Source organism: Actinomadura rubrisoli, from assembly GCF_004349215.1.
Taxonomy (GTDB): domain Bacteria; phylum Actinomycetota; class Actinomycetes; order Streptosporangiales; family Streptosporangiaceae; genus Spirillospora; species Spirillospora rubrisoli.
Genome location: NZ_SMKU01000126.1, coordinates 1 through 24,666 on the forward strand (window position 1 = coordinate 1; position 24,666 = coordinate 24,666).

Sequence of the window (24,666 nt, forward strand, 5' to 3'; positions counted from 1 at the left end):
CCCGCCCCCACCCCCGGCAACTACCTCTAGGAGGGGAGCAGCGCTGCTAGCAGCCGGTTGTCGCCGTTTTGCCAGAGGGTGCCTGCCTCGGTGAAGCCGGCGGCGCGGAGGGCGGCGACGTGGGCCGACAGGTGCCGGGACTCCGAGCCGTGGTGCCCGGCGGTCTCCTCCCGCGGCGTGTTCAGCGCGGCGAGCGCGGGGTCGGCGGCGACGGCCCGCCACCACTGCTCCCAGTCCTCCGGGCGGTCGCCCCCGGCGAACCGGCGCGCGCGGTGGCGCTCGCGGAGGGCGAGGTCGAGGGCGGCCAGGCCGGGCGCGGTGTCGTCCACCGACATGTTGTCGCCGTTGAGGAACAGCCCGCCGGGCCGCAGCACCCGGGCCAGCTCCCCGTAGGTGACGCGCAGCTCGTCGCCGGAGATCCAGTGCAGGGCGGTGGTGCTGACGGCGGCGTCGGCCTGCCGGTCCAGCCGCAGCCGGGCGGCCCAGCCGGGCTCGCGCAGGTCCAGCTCGGTGAAGACGAGCCCGTCGCGCCCGGCGTGGACGGCCCGGCCGAGCGACATCAGCAGCGGGTCGGTGTCGATGGCCACGACCGTGGCGCCCGGGATGCGGTCGAGCAGCCGCCCGGCGAGGGAGCCGGGGCCGCAGCCGAGGTCCAGGACGAGCGGGTCCGGCCGCCCGACCGCCGCCTCCACCGCGTCGATCATGGCGGTGAACCGCTCCTCGCGGTCGGGGACGTACCCCTCCTGCTGAGCGTCCCAGCGGGTGATCCAGGTGTCGGCGACCTCGCGGGCGAGCAGGCTCATAGCCCCTCCTGTAACTGTCGTATAGGCTTTGGATGGTTACAGGCACGCTAGCCCGGGAAGGCGTAACTGGTCAAGTGAACTTCAACAGTCACACCGATGCCGTCGTGCAGGCCGCCGCCGGTCTGGTGAACGCGCTGACCGAGGGGGAGCGGCGCGGCCGCCCCTATACGCCGCCGCCGCCCGCCGAGCTGGCCGCCGACGTCACCGGCGTGCTGCGGGGCGTCAGCCGGCGCGTGCAGGCGGGCGAGTCGGAGATGGCCGAGCTGGCCGCCGTGGCGCGCCGGCTCCGCGCGGTCTTCGAGGCGATCGCCGCCGGGGACGTGGACGGCGCCGCGGGCCAGGTCAACCGGATGCTGGAGGAGACCCAGGCCCGGCCCCGGCTGGAACGCCACGACGGCGAGCCCTGGCACGTGCACTTCCACGGCACCGGCGGCTCCTTCGCCGACGACTGGGCCGGGCCCTGCGCCACCGGCCTCGCGGTCGTCATCGGCGGCGAGCTGCACGACCGGCTCGGCGTCTGCACCGCGCCGCACTGCGACCGCGTCTACGTCGACACCTCGCGCAACGGCGCCCGCCGGTTCTGCTCCACCGCCTGCCAGAACCGCGTCAAGACCGCCGCCTTCCGCGCTCGCGCGCACACCGGCTGAGCCCCGGCGCGCGATCCCCGTTCGTGGCGGTCTGCCGGATAAAACGGCCTTGTGTCGGTCGCGCCCGGCTGGCTACCGTTCGGTAATCACCACGGGGGAGAACACGCCATGCCGTACGAGATCCAGGCGACCGCCACCACCACCGCCGCACCCGAACACGTCTTCCGACACCTGGCCGTTCCCGAGGCGTGGGGCGCCTGGGGACGGTTCCCCACGCGCGCGCGCCAGGTCCGCAAGGGCGACACCACCGCCTACGGAGTGGGCACCGTCAAGAAGATCTGGCCCGCCCGCGAGCAGACCGTCGCCTACGCCCCGCACTCGCATTTCGCCTACATCGCGCTCGCCGGGCTGCCCGTCCGCCGCTACCGCTCGGACGTCCACCTGGAGCCGGACGGCGACGGCACCCGCATCCGCTGGGAGGCGACCTTCGAGCCGCTGATCCCCGGCACCGGCCCGCTGCTGCGCTCCGCCCTGCGGCTGATGCTGGGCGCGTTCACCCGCTGGCTGCCCAAGCACGCCGAGCAATGCCCGCCCGTCTGCCCCGCCCGCCTGGCCGGTGACCTCTGACGCAGGCCCGGACGGGACGGCCCGCGCGGGGGACGGCCCGCGCGGGCCCGGACCCCCGGCAAGGGAAGAGTGCAGGCCGAGAGCACCCCGCAGTTCTCTCGGCCTGCACGACCATGGACGGTCCCGTCAATGGGAGTCGGGACCGTAGACCTCCCAGAGCTCACCGGCGAAGAACCGGCCGAACCTGATCAGGCTTGCCGCGCCGCCCGGCCCCGACGTGCGGAACGTCGTCAGCTGCCGGGCGAAGTCGGCCAGCTGGATGTGCAGGACGCCCGCCGCCACGACGGCCGCGCCGCTCTCGTCCTCCTCGGCGACATGGCCCTCCAGCAGCCGCACGTACAGCGTGGAGGTGTCGGGCCAGATCCGCGTCGGCGGGCCGTGCAGCACGTTCTTGTGGCCCGACAGGGTTCGCGGGCGGTCCTCGCCGTCGGTGAAGTACAGCCGGTACTTCATCAGGCGGCGGTCCTCCGCGCCGTCGGCCACGAAGAGGTTGAACGTGCCCTGCTGGACCGGACGCCGGCCCCCGCGGCCATCGGCGTCGATCCAGCCCTCGGCGCGCGCCGTGTGCTCCGGCTCGGCCAGGAACCGGTCGGCGTCGGCCGCGGTGATCGTCAGGCGGAACGACAGGCGCCGGCGCCCGGCGGCCAGTTCCCCGGTGCGCGGGTCGGTGACGCCGTAGGTGACGAACCCCTTCATCTCCTCGGTGAACGACAGCGACGTACGGCCGGACACCGCGGCGGACGATCCCCCGACGCCACCGCGGCTCCCCGATTCCAGGCCGTACGCCGAGCCGTGCCCCGTCCCCTCCGGCGAGCCGGTCCCCCCGACCGGCTCGGCCCCCGTGTCGTCGGGGACGGAGACCATGACCGCGCCCGCACCCCGTCGTGCGGGCACGCCCTCCAGCAGCCGCGTGGCCATGCGGTCGGCCTGCGCGGCGATCGTGAGCGAGGGGTTCGGGCCCACCGGCCCCGGCATCGCCGCCCCGTCGGCGATGTAGAGGCCCGGGAACCCGAACACCTCGCCGAAGGCGTCGCAGACGCCCTCGCCCGGGTGGTCGCCCATGGGGGCGCCGCCCAGCGGATGGACGGTGATGACGCGCTTGCGGAACCACATCGGGTTGTCGGCGTATTCGGCGCCGAGCACGTCCGCGATCCCCTGCATCGTCCTGCGCACCCGGTTGAAGTGCGCCTCGCTGGTCCTGGTGGTCCAGTCGGCCGCCAGCCGGCCGTCCCTGAGGTCCAGCCGCCCGTCGGCGGTGTCGCGGCCCATGCCGAGCAGCGGCAGCGAGCTGACCGTCAGCGCGCCGTCCCCGATCAGGTCCGACAGCTCCTTGGACAGGTTGGTGTCCGGCGCGTCCCGGAAGAACTCGGTGAACCGGTTCCACAGGAACTTCACCGCGCGCTCGATCTCGTTGCCGAAGTCGAGGCCCTGCAGCATCCAGTCGGCGAACCCCGGGTAGCCGCCGTCCTCGATGTAGGCGCCGCGGCCCGCGCCGGGCACGCCGTCCAGCTCGTCCGGCAGCCGGATCGCGCTGGTGATCACCGGCCCGCGGGCGGCGTCCAGCGGCCGGACCCGGTTGCGGTCCTTGGCCTTCAGCAGGAACGTCAGCAGGTCGCCGTTGCCGCAGAACCGCGTGCCGAGCGCGTCGCTCAGCCCCGGGAACGCCGCGCGCGAGCGCAGCAGCAGGAACGTCGTCCCGTACGTCCCGGCGCCCAGCACCAGCCGGTCGCAGGACATCGTCCGGACGGGTGGCCGGCTCTTCTTCGCCGTCAGGTCGGTGTGGTGGACGTAGTCGACCTCGTACCCGCCGCCCGGCCGCGGCCGGATCGCCTTCACCTCGCGGGAGGTGCGGATGTCGGCGCCGTGGTACTTGGCCGCGGACAGGTAGGTGTGGTCGAGGCTGTTCTTGGAGCCCTCGTTGCAGCCGATGTCGCACTCGCCGCACAGCTTGCACGTCCGCCGCCCGACGCCGTGGAGGTTGCCGTACCCGGCGTCCACGATCGGCAGGCTCAGCCCCGGCGCGCCCCCCGGCTGCGCGGCGAAGCTCACCGCGAGCGGCGGCAGGCTGCAGTGCAGCCCCAGCTCCGCCGCCGCGTCCTGCATCGCGTGGGTCTTCGGGGTGTCGTCGAACGGCGCCCGGTCGAGCGGGTACGGCGTCGCGCCCATCATCTCCTCGACCACGTCGTAGTGCGGGTCGAGGTCGGCGCGGGTGATCGGCCACGGCCGGTGGCCGCCGTCCGGCCCCTTCTCGTCGTGGACGAACCAGCGCTCGTCCTTGCGCAGCAGCACGTTCGCGTAGATCAGGGAGCCGCCGCCCAGCCCCGAGGACACCACCGAGTCGCAGCCCTTGAAGCTCCACACGTCGAACATCCCGTACAGGCCCTCGGACGGATCCCAGAACGCGCGGCCCATCTGCCGCGGCGAGCGGGGGAAGCTCCCCGGCGGGTACGGCTGGCCGCGTTCCAGCAGCACGACCTCGTGTCCGGCCTCGGCCAGCCGGTACGCGGCGACGGAGCCCCCGAAACCGGAGCCGATGACCACGCTGTCCACGTGTTCCATCTGAGATCAGCCTGCCTTCCGCTTCAGGAAGTCGAGAACCTGGGGGAACACATCGGCCGCGGCGTTGGCGCCCATGAACGCGTCCTGGTGGCCGTAACCGGGGATGACCTCCAGCTCGTGCAGGCCGGGCGTGATCGCCTCCAGTACGTGGTGGCAGACGATGTTGGAGTCGGTGAACACGTGGTTGCGGTCTCCGGTCAGGAACAGGATCGGCGTGGTGACGTCGGCGGCGCCCGCCAGGTAGTCGTTGGGCAGGGCGGCGTGGCGCGGGTCCCCCGGCTTGTACTTGACCGCCCGTCCGGCCCGCACCATCTTGTGGACGTGCCGGTAGTAGTGCACGCCGCTGGCGCCGAACAGGTCGGGCAGCCGGGCGTGGGTGACCGGCGACATCTTGTCGTGGCTGAAGATCGGCTTCCCGCCGCCCCACATGAAGCTGAGCAGGTGGCAGGCCGGCTCGTCGCACGTCGGGTGGAACGGCGACACGGCCTTGGACAGCATCCAGCCGCGGGTCAGCACCGGGGACGTCGCGTAGCGCGGGTCGATGAACGTCGGCCCGAGGACGTACTCCATCAGCGCCGGCCCGAACCCCAGCTTCATCCGCGACCAGAACGGCGTCCGCGGGATCAGGCTCACGCTGTTGCAGGTCAGGCTGGTGACGTCGGAGACGGTCCCGGCGAACAGGGCCATCGAGAACGACACCGCGCCCAGGCAGTGCGTGATCACGTGCACCCGCCGGTCCCCGACGTGGCGGCGCAGCTCCTCCAGCGCCGCCGGGTGGTCGTGCAGCGCGATGTCGTCCAGGGTGTGGCGGTGCGTCTCGGTGTCGTAGGGGAAGCGGCCGCTCATCCGGTAGTCCAGCGCCCACACGTCCCCGAACCCGGCGTCGTGCAGGAAGTTCACCAGGTTGGTGTGCTCCGGCATGATGTACATGTCGCTGGAGGTCGTGAGCCCGTGGATGAGCAGCACGACGTCGTCGCAGTCGGCGCGGCGGAACCGGGTGAGGTTCAGCCCCAGCCCGTCCCCGGTCGCGAAGGGGTGCACCGAGATCCCGGCGTCGGCGACGCCGGCGTGCGTGAACCGCGTGATCCGCTGTTCCATGTGAATCCCCTCCGCTTCTGACGTCCACAACCTTGCCAAACACGGATATCCGCGCGGCATCGTGGAGAACCCGTACATATCTACGTCTGGGGGCTGGGCTCCCGAACGGTACGTACGTGTACTAAGAGTCGGAATCAGGTGGTGTGGTTCACATCGACCGGTTCATTGCTGTCGCGACGCCGACCCGGGAGGAGACGCCGATCTTGGCGAAGACCCGCGACAGGTGGGTCTCGACCGTCCGCACGCTGAGGAAGAGCCGCTCGGCGATCTGCTGGTTGCTGCACCCCTCGGCGACGAGCGTGGCGATCTCCAGCTCGCGCGGCGACAGCCCGAACGGCGTGTCGCCCTTGCCGCCGGCCCCCGCGCCGCCGCGGCTGGGATTGGGCACCCGGACGCCGAGGCGCCGCTGCTCGCGGACGGTCTGGGCGTGCAGGTCCCGCATGCCGCAGGACTCGAAGATCTCCGCCGCCGCGCGCAGCCGCTCGCGGGCGGGGGCGCGCTGCCCCGCGGCGCCGTAGGCGATCCCGGCGGTCAGCTCGGCGCGGCCCGCCTCGGGCCGCCGCCCGGTCTTGGTGAGCAGCTCCGACGCCTCGACGGCGAGCGCCGCGGCCCGCGCGGGCTCGGCGGAGCGGATCGCGTGGGCGTGCGCCAGCCGCGCCAGCCCGACGTCGCCGATCAGCGCCGGGTTGGCGATGGCGTCGGCGATGCCGGCCCACTTGGCGGCGTCCTCGGGGTCGTCCTGCGCGGCGCGGACGCAGGCGAGGGTCTCCGCGCACATCACCAGGGTGCCGAAGTCCAGCCCCGGGGGGCCGTCGCCGCACACCGTGAGCAGGGCCTCGGCGCCCTCGTCCAGCCGTCCGGCGTTGATGATCGCGAAGGCGCGGGCGACGTGGGCCATGTGCGTCCACCACTCGCCGGAGCCGGTGTCGTTGGCGACGGCCTCGTCGCCGGCCCGCAGCGCCTCGTCGTGGTCGCCCATCCAGCTGGCCGCCAGGCAGTACTGGGTGAGCCCGTAGGCCAGCACCTCCTTGGAGCGCAGCTCCCGCCCGACCGCGGTGGCCTCGTCGGCGGCCGCGGCCGCCTCCTCCAGGCGCCCCAGCAGGTTCAGCGCCCGGGCCTGCCCGGCGAGCATGTAGCCGATGATGTAGGTCTGCCCGGTCCCGCGCGAGATCGTCACGAGCCGTTCGGCGTGCCGCAGCGCGGTGTCGTACATGCCGAGCAGCAGCTCGGCCCACAGCAGCCAGGCGAAGCAGTCCAGGCAGTCGGCGAAGTCGTTGTCGGAGGCGGCCGAGAAGAGCTGGTCGGCGGTCTGCGCGTGGCCGATCGCGTCCTCGACCCTCCCGCGCCCGTAGGTCACCATCGGCCGCATCGCGGCGACCGCCGCCGTCAGCCCGGGCCCCCATCCCGGGGCGCTCTCGGGGATCGTCTCCATGACGGCGTGGGACCCGCGGGTGTCGATGCGCTGGATCCGGTCGGCGAGCAGGCGGAGCCGCAGCAGGACGGCCTCGGGGGTCTGCCGGTCGGTGATGCGGCGCAGCTCGTCCAGCACCAGTGCGCGGGCCTCGTGGATGCGCCCCAGCTGCCGCTCCATCACCGCGCGCAACTGGACGGTCCGGGCGCGGCGGACGGTGTCGTCGGCGGGCAGCAGCGCGAGCAGGGCGTGGGTGGTCTCACGGCCCTGCTCGGCGTGGCCGCTGACGGTCTGCACGTGGGCGAGCTCCAGCAGCAGCTCCACCCGGTCGGTGTGCGCGCCGCCGGCCGCCGTGTCGGGCGCGTCCGGCATCAGCCGCAGCGCCGCCTCCAGCCAGTACGCGGCGGTGCCCGGGGCCTGGAGCGCGACGGCGCGGGCCGCCTCCACCAGCGTCCCGATGGCCGCGCGGTCGCCGAACCTGGCCGAGCGCACCACGTGGTGGGCGCGGACGGCGGCGGGCGCGCCCAGCTCCGTCAGCCGGGACGAGACGCGGTCGTGGGCGGCGAACCGCCAGCCCGCCGCCGTCGAGGCGTAGGCGACGTGCCGCACCAGGGGATGCCGGAACCGGAACCGCCCCCCGGCCGCGGGGCGGACCACGTCGTGCGCGGTCAGCACGTCCAGCGCGGCCAGCGCGCCGGCCTGGTCGATCTCGGCGGCGACGGCGGCCAGGGCCGGCTCGAACACGTCGGCGGCGACGGCCGCGCCCCGCGCCATCAGCAGCGCCTCGGGCGGCAGCGCGCTCAGCTCGACCTGGAGCGCCGTGCGGACGGCGGGCGGCACCTCGGTCAGGTTCGCCACGCCCTGCTCCCAGCCGAGCCGCTCGGGGTCCTCCCGGCCGCCGACCGGGTCGTCGGCGCGGTTCATCCGGGACAGGGCCTCAAGGTAGAACGGGTTCCCGCCGCTGGCCTTGTACAGGGCCTCGCAGCGCGACTGGCTCACCTCCGGGCCCAGGAACTCCTCCACCTCGCTCTGGGTGAGCGGGTCGACCGCCACGTGCACGCCCTGCGGGCCGGCCGCGTCCACCAGCGCCGCCAGCCGGGGCGACGCCTGCGCCGGACGGTAGGCCACCGCCAGCAGCAGCCGCGCCCGCGGCGGATGCCGGACCAGATGGTCCAGCAGCTCCACGGTCGCGTCGTCGGCCCAGTGCAGGTCGTCCAGGATCAGCACGAGCCCGGACGGCGCCGCCAGCCCCTCCAGCAGGTGCCGCACCGTCCGGTGCAGCTGGTAGCGGGCCACGCCCGAGGCGGGGGAGGCGGCCGGCGGATCGTCGGCGATGTCGGCCAGCGCCGGGAACACCGTCCCCAGCAGGCGCAGCTCGGCGGGCGGCAGTTCGAGGGCGTGCTCCTCCAGGTGGTCGTCGAGGGCGTCCACGACGGCGCCGAACGGCATCTCCTGCTCGAACTCGGCCGCGCGGCCGGCCAGGAAGGGCAGCCGCCGCGCGGTGGCTGCGTCCGCCAGCTCGCCCAGCAGCCGTGTCTTGCCCGCGCCGGGCTCGCCGACCAGGGCAAGGAAGCCATAGCCGGCCTCGGCCCCGTCCAGGGCACGGCCGAGCGCGTCCAGCGCGTCCCGGCGCCCAACCAGCGGAGCGTTGCCGGGCTGAGCACCGGCGTCGCGGGCCGCACGACCCTCCATGTCCACACCCCAACAGCGACAGGCGGTCGAAACGCCGTGATTCTGTTTCGCCGATTTACCTTATCGGGTCATTCATCAATAAGGCAGGACAACGCGCCCGAAACCCCGCGGCTCGCCCTCCACGGGCGGGCCCTCTTCGCGGCCGTTGTCCACTGCCTATCAACCGTCGCCGCGCGCTCCATGTCAACCTTGTTGGAGTAAACGGTTCCGTACTCGCCACAGTCTTCGCAACTCGTCACATCGTGTCCCGTCCCGGCCAGTGCTTCAGGCGCGACCACGAGCGGCGCGGGGAGTCGGCCAGCCGGCTCAGCGCGACCACGGTCGCGGACGGTCTGGCGGCCTCCCGGCCGTGGCCCAGACCCCGCATGAACGCGACCTGCTCCAGCGTCGGCGGACCCACGGCGAGGCTGCGCAGCGTCGCGGTGGCCGCGTCCGCCCGTCCCGTCCGGACGAGGTAGGCGGCCGACATGGACCCGGTGCGGCCCACCCCGGCCCCGCAGTGCACGAACACCGGCCCACGCGCCCGCGCGACCGCGTCGAGGAACCGCGCGACCTGCTCCCGCGACGGCGCCTGGCCGTCGCGCACCGGGATGCGCACGGCCGTCAGCCCCGCCCGCCCCGGCCGCGCGAGCGCCGCGTCCCCCAGCCTCTCCGCGCGCAGGTCGACGACCGTCCGGACGCCCCGCGCGGCGAGCCACCGGTACCCCTCGCCGGTCGGCGCGGCGCCCCGCCACAGATGATCGTCCACGCGGGTGAAGTTCTTGATCCCCGGCACGTCCGCCGGCCGCTCCCCGCCAGTGGCGCGCTCCTGCGCGCGCGCCGACCCGCTCATCGCGAGGATCGACAGGCTGACCACCAGCCACGCCAGCGCGTACGAGCCGCCGCAGCACAGCAGCGTCCACCCGAGGACACGCCGAGAGATCCGCATCCGGCAACAGTAGCCGCGTACCTGACCGAACCATGTTCTTTTGCGCGGAGCCGCCGGGGGCCGCCGCGGTCATTCGGCGATCAGCACGTCCAGGGTCCGGGGGCCGTGCACGCCCTCCACCCGGGTCAGCTCGATGTCGCTCGTCGCGGACGGCCCGGACACGAACGTCAGCGGGCGGAGCGGATCCAGCCGTTCGAGGGCCTCGGGCACGTCGGCGGCGACCTGGTCGGCCAGGACGACGATCAGGTGGTGGTCGGGGACGAGCGACAGCGCGCGCGGGCCCTGCCCCGGGCCGTGGTCGAGGACGATCGTGCCGGTCTCGGCGATCGCGGCGGCGCAGCCGGTGACCGCGCCCGCCAGCCCGTCCAGGTCGGCCACGGCCGGGTCGCGGACCACCGAGGCGCCCGCCAGGGCCGTCCACCCGGCGGGAAGCCCGGACGGGATCCCGTGGACGCCGGGACGGGCCGCCAGGCGCTCGGCGACCGCCTCCGGGAGATCGGCGGAGGGCACGCGCAGGACGGTCGCGCGGTAGTCGGCGACCCGCTCGGCGAACAGGTCGAGCACGCCGTCCGCGTGGTGCCGCCGCAGGTAGTCGCGGTCGATCGCGGCGTAGGAGGCGGCGACCTCCGCGGCCGCCCGCGTCGGGACGATCCGCTCGATCCGGCCGAGGATGTCCTCGCGCGCGCTCACCCGCCCGCCCCTTCCTCTGTCCGGCCGCCGTCCGTCCGGGTCCACCAGGCGCGGAACGACTCGGGCGGCGGAACGGGCAGGTCGCGTGTCGCGGTCCAGGCGCCGAGCGCCCCGGGCAGGCGCCGGATCCGTCCGCCGCGTCGCGCGAACCGGCGGCCACCGGACGCGGCGCGCTGCGCCAGCGCCAGACGGGCGGGGGAGCGGAGCGTCCACCCCGCCGCCGCCATCGCGGCCCGCTCCAGCGGGTGGCGCGGGCCCTTCTCGACCGCGCGGGCCCGCAGGTGCACCAGCACCTCGGGGATGTCGATGGCGACCGGGCACGCGTCGAAGCACGCCCCGCACAGCGTCGAGGCGTAAGGAAGGGAGGCGTCCACGTCCGACCCGATGCCCCTGATCTGCGGCGACAGGATCGCGCCGATCGGCCCCGGGTAGGGCGAGCCGTAGGCGTGGCCGCCCGCGCGCTGGTAGACCGGGCACACGTTCAGGCACGCCGAGCAGCGGATGCAGCGCAGGGCCTGCCGCCCGACCTCGTCGGCGAGCGTGGCGACGCGCCCGTTGTCCAGCAGGACGAGGTGGAAGTCGCGCGGGCCGTCGCCGGGGTGGACGCCCGTCCAGGTGGAGGTGTAGGGGTTCATCCGCTCGGCCGTCGACGAGCGAGGCAGCAGTTGCAGGAACACCTCCAGGTCCCGCCAGCTCGGGACGAGCTTCTCCACGCCCATCACCGAGATCAGCGTCTCGGGGAGCGTGAGGCACATCCGGCCGTTGCCCTCCGACTCCAGGACCACGAGCGTGCCGGTGTCGGCGACGGCGAAGTTCACGCCCGAGACCGCGACCTTCGCCGACAGGAACTTGGCGCGCAGGTGCCGCCGGGCCGCCTCGGCCAGCTCGGCGGGCGCGTCGGTCAGGCCGTCCGGCGCGCCGGGCATCGCCCGCAGGAAGATGTCGCGGATGTCGGAGCGGTTGCGGTGGATGGCCGGGACGAGGATGTGCGAGGGCCGGTCGTCGCCGAGCTGGACGATCAGCTCGGCGAGGTCGGTCTCGTAGGCGGTGACGCCGCGCTCCGCGAGCGCCTCGTTCAGCCCGATCTCCTGCGTGGCCATCGACTTGACCTTGACGACCTCGCGCTCCCCGGTCGCCCGGACCAGGTCGGCGACGATCCGGTTCGCCTCGCCGGCGTCCCGGGCCCAGTGCACGGTGCCGCCCGCCCCGGTCACCCGCTCCTCCAGCAGCCGCAGGTAGTGGCCGAGGTTCGCCAGGACGTGGTCCTTGATCTGCTTGCCCGACTCGCGGAGCGCGGCCCAGTCGTCCAGCTCGGCGACGGCGTCGGCGCGCCGGCCCCGGATCGTGGTGGTGGCGTGGGCGAGGTTCGCGCGCAGCCGCGTGTCGGCCACCGCGCGCCGCGCCGCGTCCGGGAAGGCGGGCATGCCGACGTAGGTGGGCATCGCCGTCTCGCGCCCCCGCCCGCCCCCGCTCATGCTGGATCCTGTTCGGTGGAGGCGAGGATCTCGGCCAGGTGGACGGTCCGCACCCCGGAGCCGGCGCGGGAGAGCGAGCCGCCGATGTGCGCCAGGCAGGAGTTGTCGGCGGCGCACAGCGTCCCGGCGCCCGTCTCGCGGACGCGGGCGATCTTGTCGGCGCCCATCGCGGCCGACACCTCGGCGTTCTTGAGCGCGAACGTGCCGCCGAAGCCGCAGCACTCCGCCGCGTCCGGCAGGTCGGCCAGGTCGATGCCGCGGACCGCGCGCAGCAGCCGCAGCGGCCGGTCGCCCACGCGCAGCATCCGCAGCGAGTGGCAGGTCGGATGGTAGGTGACGCGGTGCGGGTAGTACGCCCCGACGTCGGTGACGCCCAGCACGTCGACGAGGAACTCCGACAGCTCGTGGACGCGGGAGGCCACCCCGGCGGCCCGCGGCGCCAGCCGGGGATGCCAGTCGCGGATCATCGCGCCGCAGGACGCGGACGGCGTCACGATCGCGTCATAGGGCTCGAACGCCTCGGCGAACCCCTTCACCAGGCGCAGCGCCTGGCCGCGGTAGCCGGTGTTGAGGTGCATCTGCCCGCAGCACGTCTGCGCGAGCGGGAAGTCGACGTCGTGACCGAGCCGCCGCAGCAGCTTCACCACCGCCCGGCCCGTCCCCGGGTACATCGTGTCGTTCACGCAGGTGAGGAACAGCGCGACCTTCATGTCTGCCTTTCCTCCGGGGCTCCACCGGGTGACCTTACCGGTTGGTGGACACGCCCCGCCCGCGTCGCGGCGTCCGCGCGCGAAGAGGTCGGCCGGCGACCCGGACCGTGCGTATCACCGCACCGTCCCCACCCGGGCCGCCGACCGTCCCTATGGGCCCGCTCGACCAAGTGAACCCGAAGGGACAACGACGCGCCCCTTCCAGAAGTTCGCGCCCGCGCCAGATTTCCTCATCGCACCGCCATGCCGTAGCGTCCGGCCGCCGCGGCCAGGGTCTCCGCCATCCGCGCGCGGAGCCGCGCGGGCGCGACGACCTCGGCGTCGCTTCCCAGCCGCAGCAGATCGGCGACCGCCTGCTCGTCGGACTCGACGGGAAGGGCGACGCGCGTCCACCCGTCCGGCTCGACCGCGGCCGTGGCGAGCGCGGCCTGGACCGTGGCCGCCTCCGCCAGGTGCGGCAGCCGCTCCAGGCCCGCCGGCGACAGCCGCACGACCGCCCGCCCCTGGTGCCTCCTGGCGTCGAACCCGGCGAGGTACGCCCGCCAGTGCGCGGCGAGGTCGAAGCCCTCCGCGCGCTCGAACGCCTCGTCCAGGACGTGCAGGTCGAGGATCCGCGACACCCGGTAGGTGCGGAAGCCCCCGCCGCGCCGCGCCACCACGTACCAGAGGCCGCCCTTCAGGACGAGGCCGTGCGGCTCCACGGTCCGGGTGACCTCGCGTGGCCGCTCCCAGCGCAGGTAGCGCACCCGGACGCGGCGCTGGTGCCACACCGCGTCCGCGACCGCCGCCAGGTGCGGCGTGGGGTCGCCGTCCTGATACCAGGACGGCGCGTCCAGATGGAACCGCTCGCGCAGGCGGCCGCTGCGGTCGCGCATCTCCTTGGGCAGCGCGGCCGTCAGCTTGAGCTCCGCCGCCGCGACCACCGCCCCCAGGCCGAGGTCGTCGGCTGCGGCGGGCAGGCCCGTGAGGAACAGCGCCTCGGCCTCCTCGCCGGTCAGCCCGGTCAGCCGCGTCCGGTAGCCGCCGACCAGCCGGTACCCGCCCGCGTGCCCGGCCTCCCCGTACACCGGCACGCCCGCCGCGCTCAGCGACTCGACGTCGCGGTAGATCGTCCGCTCGGACACCTCCAGCCGCTCCGCCAGCTCCCGCGCGGTCATCCGCTCCCGCGTCTGGAGCAGGAGGAGGATCGACACAAGACGGCTCGCGCGCATGGCACGAACTCTACTGACAGAAGATGTCAGTGGACCCCGCTTAGCGTCCCGTCCATGAACTACGAGAACTTCGTCGAGCGCTACGTCGCCGTCTGGACCGAGACCGACCCCGAGACCCGCCGCAAGATGATCCCCGAGCTGTGGGCCGAGGACGGCGTGGAGTACATCGAGAACGCCGAGTACCGCGGCCACGAGGCGATCGAGGCCCGCGTCACCGCCGCCCACGACGAGTTCTTCCGGGACGTCGGCCACGTCTTGCGCGCCGCGGGCGACACCGTCGCCCACAACCTCGGCGTCCGCTTCACCATCTACATCCTCCCGGCGGGCGGCGGGGGGATCACCTGGACGGGTGCCGTCTTCGCCAAGCTCGGCGACGACGGGCTCATCGAGTTCGACTACCAGTTCGGCGACCCGCCGTCTCCCCGGGTGCCCTAAGGGGTGCCGGTGACGGCGGGCCGCGGAGGGGCTCAGGGGAGCAGGGACAGCTCCAGGTGGGCGGAGACGATCCAGTTGGGCACGTCGACGACCTCGGAGATCTTCAGGTCGGCGGCGATACTGGCGAGCAGGTAGGCGTCGACCGGGGCCATGCCGGTGCGGGCGGCGACCTCGTCCACCAGGGCGCGGACGGCGTCCCGCGCGGCCCGCATGAGGTCGGGCCCGATGCCGGTGGTGGCGAGCGCGGCGCCGGTGCGGTGGGTGCGCGGGTGCGTCTCGATGATCGGGGTGGACGGCGCGGCGCCGCGGCGCAGGCCCACCCGGAGGCGGACGGCCGCCTCCGTCTCGATGCCGGTGCCGCAGACCTCGCCGTCGCCCATCGCGGCGTGCGCGTCGCCGAGCGACAGCAGCGCGCCGTCCACGCCGACCGGCAGGACGAGCCGGGCGCCGGGGCCGATGTGCCGGATGTCCATGTTGCCGCCCCAGCGGCGCGGCGGGACGATCGAGTGCGCGCCGGGCTCGGGCGGCGCCACCCCGATCGTGCCGATCATCGGGACGACCGGGACGCGCAGCCCGGGCAGCGGCTCGGCCGCCCCGCCGGAGATCTTCGAGACGCGCAGGTGCGGGCCCGGGAAGTCGTCGGCGAGCAGGCCGAAGCCGGGGATGTTCGCCGTCCAGCCCCAGTCGCCCACCGCCTGGTCGAGGACGTCGATCACCAGGGCGTCGCCGGGCTCGGCGCCCTCGACCAGGAACGGGCCGGTCACCGGGTTCACCCGGGCGAAGTCGAGCGCGGCGACGTCGGCGGCGCCCGACCCGGCGCCGAGCTGGCCGCCGCTCGCGTCGGCCGTCTCGACCGTGAACTCCGCGCCGGGCGCGAGCGACGCGACCGGCGGGATGGCGTGGTCCCAGACGTTGTGGACGCTGGTTCGGCGGATGTGCATCAGTCCTCCAGGGTCAGGTTCGCGCCGCGGCCGGTGAGCCGAAAGAACACCAGTACCAGGACGCCGATGGCGAGCCAGGCCAGCCCGCCGGTCTTCGCGTCGGCGTCGGCGTTCCACAGCACCGTGCCGATGATCGCCAGGCCGAGCGCGGGCGCCAGGACGTGCAGGTGCCAGCGGGTGCTGCGGTGGCGCAGCCGGAAGTGGACGAACACGGCGACGTGCAGGACCAGGAACGAGAAGAGCGCGCCGAAGTTCACCAGTTGCGACAGCAGGCTGATCTGCCCGGTGAAGGTCAGCCCCAGGGCGAGCGAGACGGCCGCGACGAACAGGATGGCGCGCTCGGGCGTCCGGCGCACCGGGTGCACGCGCGCGAGGAAGGCGGGCAGCTTGCGGTCGCGGGCCATGCTGAACAGCAGCCGGGACGTGGCGGCCTGCGCGACGAGCGAGTTGGCGACGCCGGTGGCGAGCGCGGCGGCGACCGCCGTCGTCTGCTTGAGCCAGCCGCCGCCCGCGATCCAGGCGATGTCGTAGAACGCGGAGTTGGTGGCGTCGTCCCCGGCGAACCCGGTGCGGCCGGGCACCAGCAGCGCCGCGACCCAGGTCTGCGTGACGAACAGCACCGCGACCACGCACAGCGCCACCAGCGTGGCCCGTCCGACGAGCCTGCGGTCGCCGTCCCTCACCTCCTCCGACAGGGTGGAGATCCCGTCGAACCCCAGGAAGCTGAGCACCGCGATGGACAGCGCGCCGAAGATCAGGCCGGGGGTGAGCAGGTCCGGGTTGAGCATCGGGTCGAAGGAGAAGCGCGCGCCGTTCTCGCCTTCCGCGACGGCGGCGAGGCTGAACCCGACGAACAGCGCGAGCACCACCAGCTCGGCGAGCAGGAACAGCCGGTTCAGCCGGGCCGTCGAGTCGATGCCCATGAGGTTGATCGTGGTGTTGACCAGCACGAACATCACGACCCAGCACCACTGCGGGACCGAGGGCATCAGCGAGTTCAGCGCCGCCGCGCTCATCACGTACAGCAGGGTCGGCACGAGCAGGTAGTCCAGCAGGATCGCCCAGCCGGCGAGGAAGCCGACCTTGTCGTTGATGCCGCGTCCGGCGTAGGAGTAGACGGACCCGGCGACGGGGAACGCGCGCGACATCTCCCGGTAGCTGAGCGCGGTGAACAGCATCGCGACCAGGCCGATGAGGTAGGTCAGCGCGACCATGCCCTTGGACTCGTTGAACACGGCGCCGAAGATCGTGAACGGTGCGATGGGGAGCATCATCACCAGGCCGTAGACGGCCAGGTCGGTCAGGCCGAGCGAGCGCTTGAGCTCCTGGGCGTAGCCGAACGAGCGCAGCACCTCCTCGCCGTCGGCCTCGCCGGAGCCGCCGCCTTTGCCGGGCTCAGGGCCGGCGGGTTTGGAATGGGCTGTCGTCATCTGCGCACGCGCCTTTCGGGGGAGGGAGCGTCGGCGGCCGCGCGGCCGGGCAGGCGCCGTCACCCGGCGTTCCGGCAGGCGGGTTCGCGGGAGCGGTGGGAGCGGCGGGGGACTGATGCGGATGCGAGGATAAGCGGAGAAAGGTCTAAGATCTAGACCTTTCTTGGAAGCTATGGTTTCGGTCGGGGCGGCGCGCCGGGGACGGGAACCAAGGGCGAGGGCGATGAGCGGTAGCGATGGGCACTGACGCGCTCGGGCCGCTGCATCCGGCGCGCACGGGCGAGCAGGTCGCCCACCGCCTCGCCACGGCCATCGCGCTCGGCGAGTTCAGCCTCGGCGACCGGCTGCCCAGCGAGCGCGACCTGGCGGCGCTCCTCCAGGTGAGCCGCGAGAGCGTCCGGGCCGCCCTCAGGACGCTCTCCGAGTCCGGCCTGGTGGAGATCAGGCGCGGCCGGGGCGGCGGCGCGTTCGTCCTGGCCGAATGGGGCGAGGCGAGCGAGAGCGCCGTCCGCGGCGCTCTGCTGGAGCGGTGGGAGGAGTTCGAGGAGCTGTTCGACTACCGGCGGCTCGTCGAGGGCCTGATCGCCCGCACCGCCGCCGAGCGCGCGGGCGCCGCCGACCACGCCGCCATCGCCCGGATCCTGGCCGCGTTCGACGCCGCCGCGACGCCCGGCGAGGCCCGCGAGCACGACGTGGCGCTGCATCTGGCGGTGGCACGTGCCACGCACAACGGCCGCCTGGTCAGGCTGCACGAGCGGCTGCTGTCGGAGGTCAGCCTGGGGGTGTCGGCCGAGCCGTACACCTGGGCGATCTACGCCGAGGCCGGGCCGCACCACCACGCGCTGGCCGAGGCGATCGCGCGCGGCGACGCCGGCGCCGCCGCGCGGATCGCCTCCGACCACTTCGCCATCACCGAGGACGCGCTGCGCCGCCTGGCCGCACGGGTCCGCCCGCCCGGGATTCAGGCGGCCGGTTCTGGGCACGATCGCCACCGCAGGACGCACTGACCAGGGGGGATGGGGACCGTGACCGTACCTAGCGTCGACCTGATCGACGGCGCCTCGATGCCGCAGCTCGGCTTCGGGGTCTTCCAGGTGCCGGACGACGAGGCCGAGAGCGCCGTGGCGACCGCCCTGGAGAACGGCTACCGCAGCATCGACACCGCGAGCGCCTACCAGAACGAGGAGGGCACCGGCCGCGCCCTGCGCGGCTCGGGCGTGCCGCGCGAGGAGCTGTTCGTCACCACCAAGCTGTGGAACACCGAGCAGGGCCACGACAACGCGCTGCGCGCCTTCGACGCGAGCTTGGGGCGCCTCGGCCTGGACTACCTGGACCTCTACCTGATCCACTGGCCGATGCCGGCCCGCGGCACGTACGTGGAGACCTGGCGCGCGCTTGAGAAGCTCAAGGCCGACGGCCGCGTCCGGTCGATCGGCGTCTCCAACTTCACCGTCGAGACGCTCCAGCGGCTGCTGGACGAGACCGACGTCGTGCCGGTGATCAACCAGGTCGAGCTGCACCCCTACTTCCAGCAGCCCGGGCTGCGCACCTTCCACCGCGAGCACGGCATCCACACCGAGGCGTGGGCCCCGCTCGGCCAGGGCCACGGGCTGCTGGAGGACCCGGCGCTGGCCCGCATCGCGCAGGCCCACGACCGCACCCCGGCCCAGGTCGCGCTCCGCTGGAACCTGCAGCTCGGCAACGTGGTCATCCCGAAGTCGGTGACGCCGTCCCGGATCGCCGAGAACATCGACGTGTTCGACTTCGACCTGGGCCCCAGCGACATGGCCGCGATCGGCGAGCTGGACAAGGGCACCCGGTTCGGCCCGGACCCCGCCACGTTCGACGCGGCAGGCTGAGCTCAACGCGGCAGGCTGAGCTCAACGCGGCAGGCTGAGCTCAACGCGGCAGGCTGAGCTCAACGCGGCAGGCTGAGCTCAACGCGGCAGGCTGAGCTCAACGCGGCAGGCTGAGCTCAACGCGGCGGGCTGAGTGCGACGGGCTGGGTTCGATGCGACGGGCCGGGTTCGGCGCGGCGGGCTGAGGCGCGACGGGCCGGGTTCGGCGCGGCGGGCTGAGACGCGACAAGCCGAGTTCGGCGCGACGGGCCGACCGCGCGGATTCATCGTGCGGTCATCTCAGGGGCGGCCGGTCGTTCCGCGCGCCGGGGACCTTCCCGGCGTGAGCATCGTCCCCCGCCTCCGCTCCCGTCCGTCCGGACGCCTGGCCGCCGCCGTCACGATGGTGACGGCGGCGGGCGCGTCCGCCCCGTCCGTCCCTTCTCCGTCCTTCCCCGTCCCGGTCGCCGCCGTGTCCGACCGTGCGCCCGCGGGCCCGTGCCGGGGCTCCGCGCGTACCGACTTCGACGGCGACGGCGTCCCCGACCAGGCCATCGGAGCCCCGTACGCGAACGTCCGGGGCCGGTTCCGCGCGGGCGCCGTCGCCGTCCAGATGGCCTCCGGCCTGGCGTGGCTGTCCCGGGAGGGCGCCGCGCGGCGCGGTGACGGGTTCGGCGCGGCCCTGGCCGCCGGCGACTTCGACCGCGACGGCTGCGACGACCTGGCAGTCGGCGTCCCGGACCTGGCCTTCGGCGCCCGCGCGCCCGGCGCGGAGGGCAACGGCGCGGTCCAGGTCTTCCGGGGCACCCCGTCCGGCCTGCGTCCCGGGCCGCTGCTGACCGTCCGGACCCTGCGGCGCCCGTACGGCACCGACCGCTTCGGCGCGGCGCTCGTCGCCGCCGACCTCGACCACGACCGCGATGACGAGCTGGTCATCGGCGCGCCCGGCCTGGCGGGCGGGGGCGGCGTCGCGGTCTTCGGCCTCCACGGCCGCGCTCTGCGTCCCGGTCCCGTCGTCACCCAGGGCACCGCCTGGGTCGGGCAGCGGGGCGCCGACACAGACGGGTTCGGGACCGTCCTCGCCGCCGGGGACTTCGACGGCGACGAACGCGCCGAGATCGCCGTGGGCGCCCCCGACGACGGCTCGCGCGGCGCGGGCACGGTGACCGTCCTCGACCCGCTGGAACGGTCCGCCAACTACGTGGGCCAGGAGGAGCCGGACGTGGACGGCACGCCCGAGCGCGCGGACGGCTTCGGCGCCGCGCTGGCTGCGGCCGACTTCGACGGCGACGGCCGCGACGACCTCGCCGTGGGCGCTCCCGGCGAGGACCGGGAGGACTCCGCCGCCTACGCCGAGGGCTCCGTCCAGGTCCTGGCCGGGCCGTCGATGAGCCGGCTCGGCCCGTCCTGGACGGGCCGGGCCCGGGGCGGCCGCTTCGACCGCTACGGCGCGGCCCTGGCGGCGGGCGACCTGACCGGCGACGGCGTCCCCGATCTGGTGGTGGGCGCCCCCGGCCGCAACACGGTCCAGATCCTGCGCGGCGCCCGCGGCACGGGCCCGACCAGGCGCGGGGCGGTGACCATCGCCTCGCCTCTCGACGCGTCCAGCCGCTTCGGCGACGCCCTGACCGTCCACGCGCCCTCCAGGACCGGCCCGCGCCCCGCCGACGCCCGGGCCGGCGCGGGGACGCTCCTCATCGGGGCCCCTGGAGCCCACGGCTTCGGAGGCGCGGTGCTCCTGGTCCCCGCGCCGACCGCCCGTCCGACGCCGTTCCCGGTGCCGCCCCGGGGCCTCACCGGCCTCTCCCTCACCTGACCGGCACGGACGGGGAAGGGAACCGGGAACGCGCCGGGGGCGTCCAAGGTCTGTCCGGTGCCACGCCCGAAGGGGGAATCATGGCGGCCATGAGAACCCGCCGGCTCCTGCTCGCCCTGCTCGTCCCGTCCGCCGCCGCGTTGGCGGCCTGCGGCACGGGGGCCTCGGCGGATCCGGCCGACCCGGCGGTCAAGCCGGGGACGGCCTTCACCCTCGCGCCCGGCCGCACCGCCCGCCTCGAAGGAGGCGCGCTGACGGTGCGGTTCGACGATGTGAAGAACGACAGCAGGTGCCCGGCCAACGTCCACTGCGTGTGGGCGGGCGACGCTACCGTGACGGTGACGATCACCGCGGGTAAGGCGGCCCCGGCCCCGCGCGAGCTGCACGTCACCGGCACCTCCGCGAAGTCGGCGGCGGTGCCCGGGTACGTCGTGAGCCTTGTCGGCTTGGCGCCCGAGAGGAAGACCGACAAGCCCGTCCCGTCCGGCGACTACCGGGCCCAGCTCCGCATCGACAAGTCCTGACCGGGCCGCCCCGGCCCCCGGCCCAGGTCAGCGGGCGGAGGGGCCCAGGGAGCGGGCGCCGTCGGGGATGGTGAACGTCGCGGCGACCGTGGCGGCGGCGCCCCGCCGGGTGACGTAGGGCAGGGTGTGGAACTCGGCCCGCAGCTCTCCCGGAGCGAGCCGGCCGAGGACGTAGCCGCGCCGCTGGTCGACGAAGGCGATGTGCGGGTTCTCGGCGCGGACCGTCGCGTTGCCGACCGGGTCCGCGGAGCCGTCGCCGTCGCTGGCGATGGACGTGGAGACCAGCTCGACGCCGACCGGCGGCGAGGACGGGTCGTCGAAGTCGGCGAGCAGGTCGCAGGCGTGCGCCACGTGGACGTCGCCGGTGAGGACGACCGGGTTGCGGGCGCCGGAGGACCGCAGGGCGCCCAGCAGGCGGCCGCGCTCGGCGGCGTAGCCGTCCCAGCCGTCCAGGGCCATCTCCTGGCCGGGGCCCAGCCGGTGGTCGCGCTGGGCGAGGAAGACCTGCTGCGCCAGGATGTTCCAGCGCGCGCGGGAGCCGCGCAGGCCCGCGTCCAGCCAGCGGAGCTGGGACGGCCCGAGCAGCGCGCGGCGGGAGTCGAGCCGGTCGTCGCACCCGGCGCGCAGCCCGTCGTCGCAGGGCTGGTCGGAGCGGAACTGGCGGGTGTCGAGCAGGTGGACCGACGCCGTCGCGCCCCAGTCCAGGCGCCTGGTCAGCGTGATGCGGCCGTCCCGGCGGAACGCGGACGCGCGCAGCGGCATGTGCTCGTAGTAGGCGCGGATCGCGGCCCGCCTGCGCGCCGGAAAGCCGGGGACCTTCGTGCCGGCAGCGTTCCCGGCCCAGTTGTTCTCCACCTCGTGGTCGTCCCAGATCACCGCCCAGGGCGCGGCGGCGTGCGCGGCGCGCAGGTCCGGGTCGGTGCGGTACTGGGCGTGCCTGCGCCGGTAGTCGGCGAGCGACAGGCACTTGCCGGGGGTGTGGCGGCGGACGACCGGGAGCGTTCCATCGTCGCCCGCGGCGTCCTCGTACAGGTAGTCGCCGAGGTGGAGGACCAGGTCGGGATGCTGCTCGGCCAGCCGCCGGTAGGCGGTGAAGTAGCCGTGCTCGTAGTCCGCGCACGACACGGCGCCGAACGCCAGCGGCGACAGCGCGCCGGGCGCCGGGGCCGTCCGCGTCCGGCCGGTGGGGGAGATGTGCCCGCCGGTCCGGAACCGGTAGAAGTGGTCGGCGCCCGGGCGCAGCCCGTGGAGTTCGACGTGCACGCTGTGGGCGCCTGACCGGCGCGCCGTCGCGCGGCCCGAGCGGACCACGCGGCGGAAGCCCTCGTCCTCGGCCACCTGCCACTCCACGGGGACGTCGCGGTCCGGCATCCCGCCGTGGCCGTCCCCGGCGAGCGGGTGGGGGGCGAGGCGCGTCCAGAGCACGAACCCGTCCGCGGCCGGATCGCCGGACGCCACGCCCAGCTGGAACGGATCGGGCGTCCCGGGCGCCCGCCGCGCGGTCGGGACGAGCGGCGCGGCCCGTTCCAGCGGCGCGGAGGGGCCCGCCGGCGCGCCGTGGGCGAAGGGCGCCGCCGCGGCCAGGTGCGTCGCGCCCGCGATGGTGGTGGTGGCCAGGAACGTCCTGCGTGTCATGTCCACGACGTCCAGTGGAGATCACCGGATTGAGCCGCGGCCGACCACGAAGGCAACGCGGCGTGAAGGGCCCGTGGCGGAGCCGGAGGCGGCGGACGGCCGTTCACCGGGCCGCCGGACAAGGTTGCCCTGGCCGTCACCGGACGGGTCCTGGCCCGGGTACCCGGCGCTCGGTACCGTCCGGGCGGCGGTGATCTCCGGCGACGGTCGTCCGCGTGGCGCCGCCGCGAGAGGAGCCGAGATGGTGGCCGGTGGAGCAAGGCGGGGCGCGTTCTGGACGAGGCGGCGGGCCGCGGTGATCGCGGCCGCCGGGGTCCTGCTGCCGGTCGCCGCGGTGAGCACGGCCCAGGCGGCGCCGCACGCCGCGGAGCCGGCGGTCTTCGGGCACCGCGGCGCGTCCGGGTACCGCCCCGAGCACACCGCCGGGTCGTACGAGCTGGCCGTCCAGATGGGCGCCGACTACATCGAGCCGGACCTGGTGCCGACCAAGGACGGCGTGCTGGTCGCCCGGCACGAGAACGAGATCGGCGGCACGACGGACGTGTCCCGGCATCCGGAGTTCGCGTCCCGCCGGACCACCAAGACCGTGGACGGGACGAAGGTCACCGGCTGGTTCACCGAGGACTTCACGCTGGCCGAGCTGAGGACGCTGCGCGCCGTCGAGCGGCTCCCGGACGTCCGGCAGCGCAACACGCTCTACAACGGCCGCTACCAGGTGCCGACCCTTCAAGAGGTCGTCGACCTCGCCAAGAGCCTCGGCGCCCGGTACCACCGCCGCGTCGGGATCATCCCCGAGACCAAGCACCCGACCTACTTCCGCTCGATCGGCCTGCCGCTGGAGGGGGCGCTGATCAGGACCCTCAAGGCCAACGGCCTGGACAAGCGGGACGGGCGCGCGATCGTCCAGTCGTTCGAGCCGTCGAGCCTGCGCATCCTGCACCGGGCGCTGCGCGTCCCCGGGCTCCAGGACCTGTCGGCGAGCGGCGCCCCGTACGACACGGTCGCCACCGGCAAGGGCCCCACGTTCGCCGAGATGATCACCCCGGCGGGGCTCAAGGAGATCCGCACCTACGCCCAGTGGATCGGCCCCGACAAGTCCCTGGTGATCCGGCCCCGGCCGGACGGCACGCTCGGCGAGCCGACCACGCTGGTCAAGGACGCGCACGCCGCGAAGCTCAAGGTCGGCCCGTACACGTTCCGCAACGAGAACCAGTTCCTGCCCGCCGCCCTGCGCAACGGGACCGTCCCGTCCGACTACGGGCAGGCGTTCCGGGAGTACGAGGCGTTCTTCAAGGCGGGCGTCGACGGCCTGTTCAGCGACAACGCCGACACGGCCGTCGCCGCCCGCGGCGACTTCCTCAAGGACTGAGCCGCGCCGGCCGATGTGAGCCCGCAGCCGTCCCATGCCTGACCTGGATGAACTCCGAAATATCACGCAGCGTAACGTCTGCGTCATGGAGGGTGATCGGGGGAACTGGGCCGGACCGGGAGGGCTGCGGGTGACGGCGGTGGCGCTCGTCGGCGCGCACCGGGTGTGGGCCGATCTGGCGGGCGTGCGGGGCGGGAGCGCCTTCCTGGTGACGCGGGACGGGGCGCTCGTCGGCTACTTCCCGTCCGTGGCGGAGCTGGCCGAGGTCGTCGACCTCGCCGACCTGCGGGCGGAGTGAGGCTCCCCGGTTTGCGAGGACGCAGCGGAGCTGTAATCGTTTACACCCGCAGCGGCTCGGCTCGCGAAGGAGAGGGACGTGTCAGCACAGCGGGAAGTGGTCGTCGTCGGCTCGGCCAACGCCGATCTCGTGGTCGCCGTCGACCGCCGTCCGGGCCCGGGGGAGACCGTCCTCGGCTCCGACCTGGCCGTCCACCCGGGCGGCAAGGGCGCCAACCAGGCGGTCGCCGCCGCCCGCCTCGGCGGCCGGGTCGGCATCGTCGGCCGGGTCGGCGACGACCCCCACGGCGACCTGCTGCGCGGCGCCCTCGGCGGCGCCGGTGTGGATCTGACCCACCTGAGCACCACCCCGGGGCCGAGCGGGGTCGCGCTCATCACGGTCGGGCCGGACGGCGACAACAGCATCATCGTCTCGCCCGGCGCCAACGCCCGGCTCACCCCCGCCGACGCGGCGGGCGCCCGCGAGATGATCGCCGCCGCGTCCGTCGTGTCGTTCCAGATGGAGATCCCGCTGCCCACGATCGTGGCCGCCGCGCGCATGGCCTCCGCCGCCGGCGTCCGGGTCGTGCTCAACCTGTCCCCGCCCGCCC

The 24,666-nt window shown here is 74.4% G+C and carries 22 protein-coding genes; 10 read left to right on the forward strand and 12 right to left on the reverse strand.

Annotated features, from left to right (window positions below; genetic code table 11):
* Positions 1 to 26: 26 nt before the first annotated feature.
* Complete coding sequence (locus tag E1298_RS22850) at positions 27 to 803, reverse strand: class I SAM-dependent methyltransferase (RefSeq protein WP_131896502.1); 777 nt, start codon at positions 801 to 803, stop codon at positions 27 to 29.
* Positions 804 to 877: 74 nt separating this feature from the next.
* On the opposite strand from E1298_RS22850, the gene E1298_RS22855 reads away from it, so the two are divergent.
* Together E1298_RS22855 and E1298_RS22860 are read left to right on the forward strand one after the other, a co-directional pair.
* Positions 878 to 1,450 (forward strand): CGNR zinc finger domain-containing protein, encoded by a 573-nt coding sequence (locus tag E1298_RS22855; protein WP_131896504.1) that lies wholly within the window; start codon positions 878 to 880, stop codon positions 1,448 to 1,450.
* A 108-nt stretch (positions 1,451 to 1,558) separates the two neighbouring features.
* Entirely contained in the window at positions 1,559 to 2,017 is a 459-nt protein-coding gene (locus tag E1298_RS22860; RefSeq protein WP_131896506.1) for an SRPBCC family protein, read from the forward strand.
* Positions 2,018 to 2,143: 126 nt separating this feature from the next.
* Here the strand turns inward: E1298_RS22860 and E1298_RS22865 are convergent, their stop codons facing one another.
* From E1298_RS22865 to E1298_RS22900, 8 genes are all read right to left on the reverse strand, one after another.
* On the reverse strand, positions 2,144 to 4,576 hold the full coding sequence (locus E1298_RS22865) for a GMC oxidoreductase (protein ID WP_131896507.1): 2,433 nt from the start codon (positions 4,574 to 4,576) through the stop codon (positions 2,144 to 2,146).
* A gap of 6 nt (positions 4,577 to 4,582) precedes the next feature.
* The gene (locus tag E1298_RS22870; RefSeq protein ID WP_131896509.1) at positions 4,583 to 5,674 is read right to left on the reverse strand and encodes an alpha/beta fold hydrolase; all 1,092 of its coding nucleotides are present in this window, start codon (positions 5,672 to 5,674) and stop codon (positions 4,583 to 4,585) included.
* A 148-nt stretch (positions 5,675 to 5,822) separates the two neighbouring features.
* Positions 5,823 to 8,777 (reverse strand): helix-turn-helix transcriptional regulator, encoded by a 2,955-nt coding sequence (locus tag E1298_RS22875; RefSeq protein WP_131896511.1) that lies wholly within the window; start codon positions 8,775 to 8,777, stop codon positions 5,823 to 5,825.
* Positions 8,778 to 9,012: 235 nt separating this feature from the next.
* On the reverse strand, positions 9,013 to 9,705 hold the full coding sequence (locus tag E1298_RS22880) for a fused DSP-PTPase phosphatase/NAD kinase-like protein (RefSeq protein WP_131896513.1): 693 nt from the start codon (positions 9,703 to 9,705) through the stop codon (positions 9,013 to 9,015).
* Between the two features lie 69 nt (positions 9,706 to 9,774).
* Entirely contained in the window at positions 9,775 to 10,395 is a 621-nt protein-coding gene (locus E1298_RS22885) for a LutC/YkgG family protein (protein WP_131896515.1), read from the reverse strand.
* Complete coding sequence (locus E1298_RS22890; protein ID WP_207944783.1) at positions 10,392 to 11,819, reverse strand: LutB/LldF family L-lactate oxidation iron-sulfur protein; 1,428 nt, start codon at positions 11,817 to 11,819, stop codon at positions 10,392 to 10,394. The genes E1298_RS22885 and E1298_RS22890 overlap by 4 nt, the downstream gene beginning before the upstream one ends.
* A 47-nt stretch (positions 11,820 to 11,866) precedes the next feature.
* Complete coding sequence (locus tag E1298_RS22895; protein WP_131896517.1) at positions 11,867 to 12,580, reverse strand: (Fe-S)-binding protein; 714 nt, start codon at positions 12,578 to 12,580, stop codon at positions 11,867 to 11,869.
* A gap of 230 nt (positions 12,581 to 12,810) precedes the next feature.
* Positions 12,811 to 13,791, reverse strand: coding sequence for a helix-turn-helix transcriptional regulator (locus tag E1298_RS22900; protein WP_131896519.1), 981 nt, complete (start codon positions 13,789 to 13,791; stop codon positions 12,811 to 12,813).
* Between the two features lie 54 nt (positions 13,792 to 13,845).
* On the opposite strand from E1298_RS22900, the gene E1298_RS22905 reads away from it, so the two are divergent.
* Positions 13,846 to 14,226: a nuclear transport factor 2 family protein gene (locus E1298_RS22905; RefSeq protein ID WP_131896521.1), complete on the forward strand. Its 381-nt coding sequence runs from the start codon at positions 13,846 to 13,848 to the stop codon at positions 14,224 to 14,226.
* Positions 14,227 to 14,258: 32 nt separating this feature from the next.
* Here the strand turns inward: E1298_RS22905 and E1298_RS22910 are convergent, their stop codons facing one another.
* On the reverse strand, positions 14,259 to 15,167 hold the full coding sequence (locus tag E1298_RS22910) for an acetamidase/formamidase family protein (protein WP_131896523.1): 909 nt from the start codon (positions 15,165 to 15,167) through the stop codon (positions 14,259 to 14,261).
* Positions 15,167 to 16,597, reverse strand: coding sequence for an APC family permease (locus tag E1298_RS22915; RefSeq protein WP_131896525.1), 1,431 nt, complete (start codon positions 16,595 to 16,597; stop codon positions 15,167 to 15,169). Before E1298_RS22915 ends, E1298_RS22910 begins: the two co-directional genes overlap by 1 nt.
* Positions 16,598 to 16,833: 236 nt before the next feature.
* Between E1298_RS22915 and E1298_RS22920 the strand changes: the two genes are divergently transcribed.
* The 4 genes from E1298_RS22920 to E1298_RS22935 all read left to right on the forward strand — a co-directional run bounded on the left by E1298_RS22920 (position 16,834) and on the right by E1298_RS22935 (position 20,775).
* Positions 16,834 to 17,604 carry a FadR/GntR family transcriptional regulator gene (locus tag E1298_RS22920; protein ID WP_131896527.1) on the forward strand — a complete coding sequence of 257 codons (771 nt, stop codon included), beginning with the start codon at positions 16,834 to 16,836 and terminating at the stop codon, positions 17,602 to 17,604.
* Positions 17,605 to 17,661: 57 nt separating this feature from the next.
* A complete protein-coding gene (locus tag E1298_RS22925) occupies positions 17,662 to 18,456 on the forward strand; it encodes an aldo/keto reductase (protein ID WP_243725748.1) in 795 nt (264 codons plus the stop codon).
* 322 nt (positions 18,457 to 18,778) lie between these two features.
* The gene (locus tag E1298_RS22930; protein ID WP_131896531.1) at positions 18,779 to 20,251 is read left to right on the forward strand and encodes an FG-GAP repeat protein; all 1,473 of its coding nucleotides are present in this window, start codon (positions 18,779 to 18,781) and stop codon (positions 20,249 to 20,251) included.
* Between the two features lie 80 nt (positions 20,252 to 20,331).
* Positions 20,332 to 20,775: a hypothetical protein gene (locus tag E1298_RS22935; protein WP_131896533.1), complete on the forward strand. Its 444-nt coding sequence runs from the start codon at positions 20,332 to 20,334 to the stop codon at positions 20,773 to 20,775.
* Positions 20,776 to 20,802: 27 nt separating this feature from the next.
* Here E1298_RS22935 and E1298_RS22940 read toward each other — a convergent pair whose 3' ends face one another.
* On the reverse strand, positions 20,803 to 22,410 hold the full coding sequence (locus tag E1298_RS22940; protein WP_131896541.1) for an alkaline phosphatase D family protein: 1,608 nt from the start codon (positions 22,408 to 22,410) through the stop codon (positions 20,803 to 20,805).
* A gap of 241 nt (positions 22,411 to 22,651) precedes the next feature.
* Between E1298_RS22940 and E1298_RS22945 the strand changes: the two genes are divergently transcribed.
* The 3 genes from E1298_RS22945 to E1298_RS22955 form a co-directional block, all read left to right on the forward strand.
* Positions 22,652 to 23,779 carry a glycerophosphodiester phosphodiesterase gene (locus E1298_RS22945; protein ID WP_131896535.1) on the forward strand — a complete coding sequence of 376 codons (1,128 nt, stop codon included), beginning with the start codon at positions 22,652 to 22,654 and terminating at the stop codon, positions 23,777 to 23,779.
* An 85-nt stretch (positions 23,780 to 23,864) separates the two neighbouring features.
* Positions 23,865 to 24,077, forward strand: a complete 213-nt coding sequence (locus E1298_RS22950) for a hypothetical protein (protein ID WP_131896537.1) — start codon at positions 23,865 to 23,867, stop codon at positions 24,075 to 24,077.
* 78 nt (positions 24,078 to 24,155) lie between these two features.
* The coding region (locus E1298_RS22955) for a PfkB family carbohydrate kinase (protein ID WP_243725747.1) at positions 24,156 to 24,666 on the forward strand (511 nt) is incomplete at its 3' end.

Bases quoted from the DNA above. Each gene is read 5' to 3' on its own strand.
- E1298_RS22910 (WP_131896523.1), bottom strand. From the start codon at position 15,167: ATGCACATCCGCCGAACCAGCGTCCACAACGTCTGGGACCACGCCATC.
- E1298_RS22905 (WP_131896521.1), top strand. From the start codon at position 13,846: ATGAACTACGAGAACTTCGTCGAGCGCTACGTCGCCGTCTGGACCGAG.
- E1298_RS22935 (WP_131896533.1), top strand. From the start codon at position 20,332: ATGGCGGCCATGAGAACCCGCCGGCTCCTGCTCGCCCTGCTCGTCCCG.
- E1298_RS22880 (WP_131896513.1), bottom strand. From the start codon at position 9,705: ATGCGGATCTCTCGGCGTGTCCTCGGGTGGACGCTGCTGTGCTGCGGC.
- E1298_RS22950 (WP_131896537.1), top strand. From the start codon at position 23,865: ATGGAGGGTGATCGGGGGAACTGGGCCGGACCGGGAGGGCTGCGGGTG.
- E1298_RS22920 (WP_131896527.1), top strand. From the start codon at position 16,834: ATGGGCACTGACGCGCTCGGGCCGCTGCATCCGGCGCGCACGGGCGAG.
- E1298_RS22850 (WP_131896502.1), bottom strand. From the start codon at position 803: ATGAGCCTGCTCGCCCGCGAGGTCGCCGACACCTGGATCACCCGCTGG.
- E1298_RS22895 (WP_131896517.1), bottom strand. From the start codon at position 12,580: ATGAAGGTCGCGCTGTTCCTCACCTGCGTGAACGACACGATGTACCCG.
- E1298_RS22915 (WP_131896525.1), bottom strand. From the start codon at position 16,597: ATGACGACAGCCCATTCCAAACCCGCCGGCCCTGAGCCCGGCAAAGGC.
- E1298_RS22945 (WP_131896535.1), top strand. From the start codon at position 22,652: ATGGTGGCCGGTGGAGCAAGGCGGGGCGCGTTCTGGACGAGGCGGCGG.
- E1298_RS22925 (WP_243725748.1), top strand. From the start codon at position 17,662: ATGCCGCAGCTCGGCTTCGGGGTCTTCCAGGTGCCGGACGACGAGGCC.
- E1298_RS22940 (WP_131896541.1), bottom strand. From the start codon at position 22,410: ATGACACGCAGGACGTTCCTGGCCACCACCACCATCGCGGGCGCGACG.
- E1298_RS22900 (WP_131896519.1), bottom strand. From the start codon at position 13,791: ATGCGCGCGAGCCGTCTTGTGTCGATCCTCCTCCTGCTCCAGACGCGG.
- E1298_RS22865 (WP_131896507.1), bottom strand. From the start codon at position 4,576: ATGGAACACGTGGACAGCGTGGTCATCGGCTCCGGTTTCGGGGGCTCC.
- E1298_RS22875 (WP_131896511.1), bottom strand. From the start codon at position 8,777: ATGGAGGGTCGTGCGGCCCGCGACGCCGGTGCTCAGCCCGGCAACGCT.
- E1298_RS22890 (WP_207944783.1), bottom strand. From the start codon at position 11,819: ATGCCCGCCTTCCCGGACGCGGCGCGGCGCGCGGTGGCCGACACGCGG.
- E1298_RS22860 (WP_131896506.1), top strand. From the start codon at position 1,559: ATGCCGTACGAGATCCAGGCGACCGCCACCACCACCGCCGCACCCGAA.
- E1298_RS22870 (WP_131896509.1), bottom strand. From the start codon at position 5,674: ATGGAACAGCGGATCACGCGGTTCACGCACGCCGGCGTCGCCGACGCC.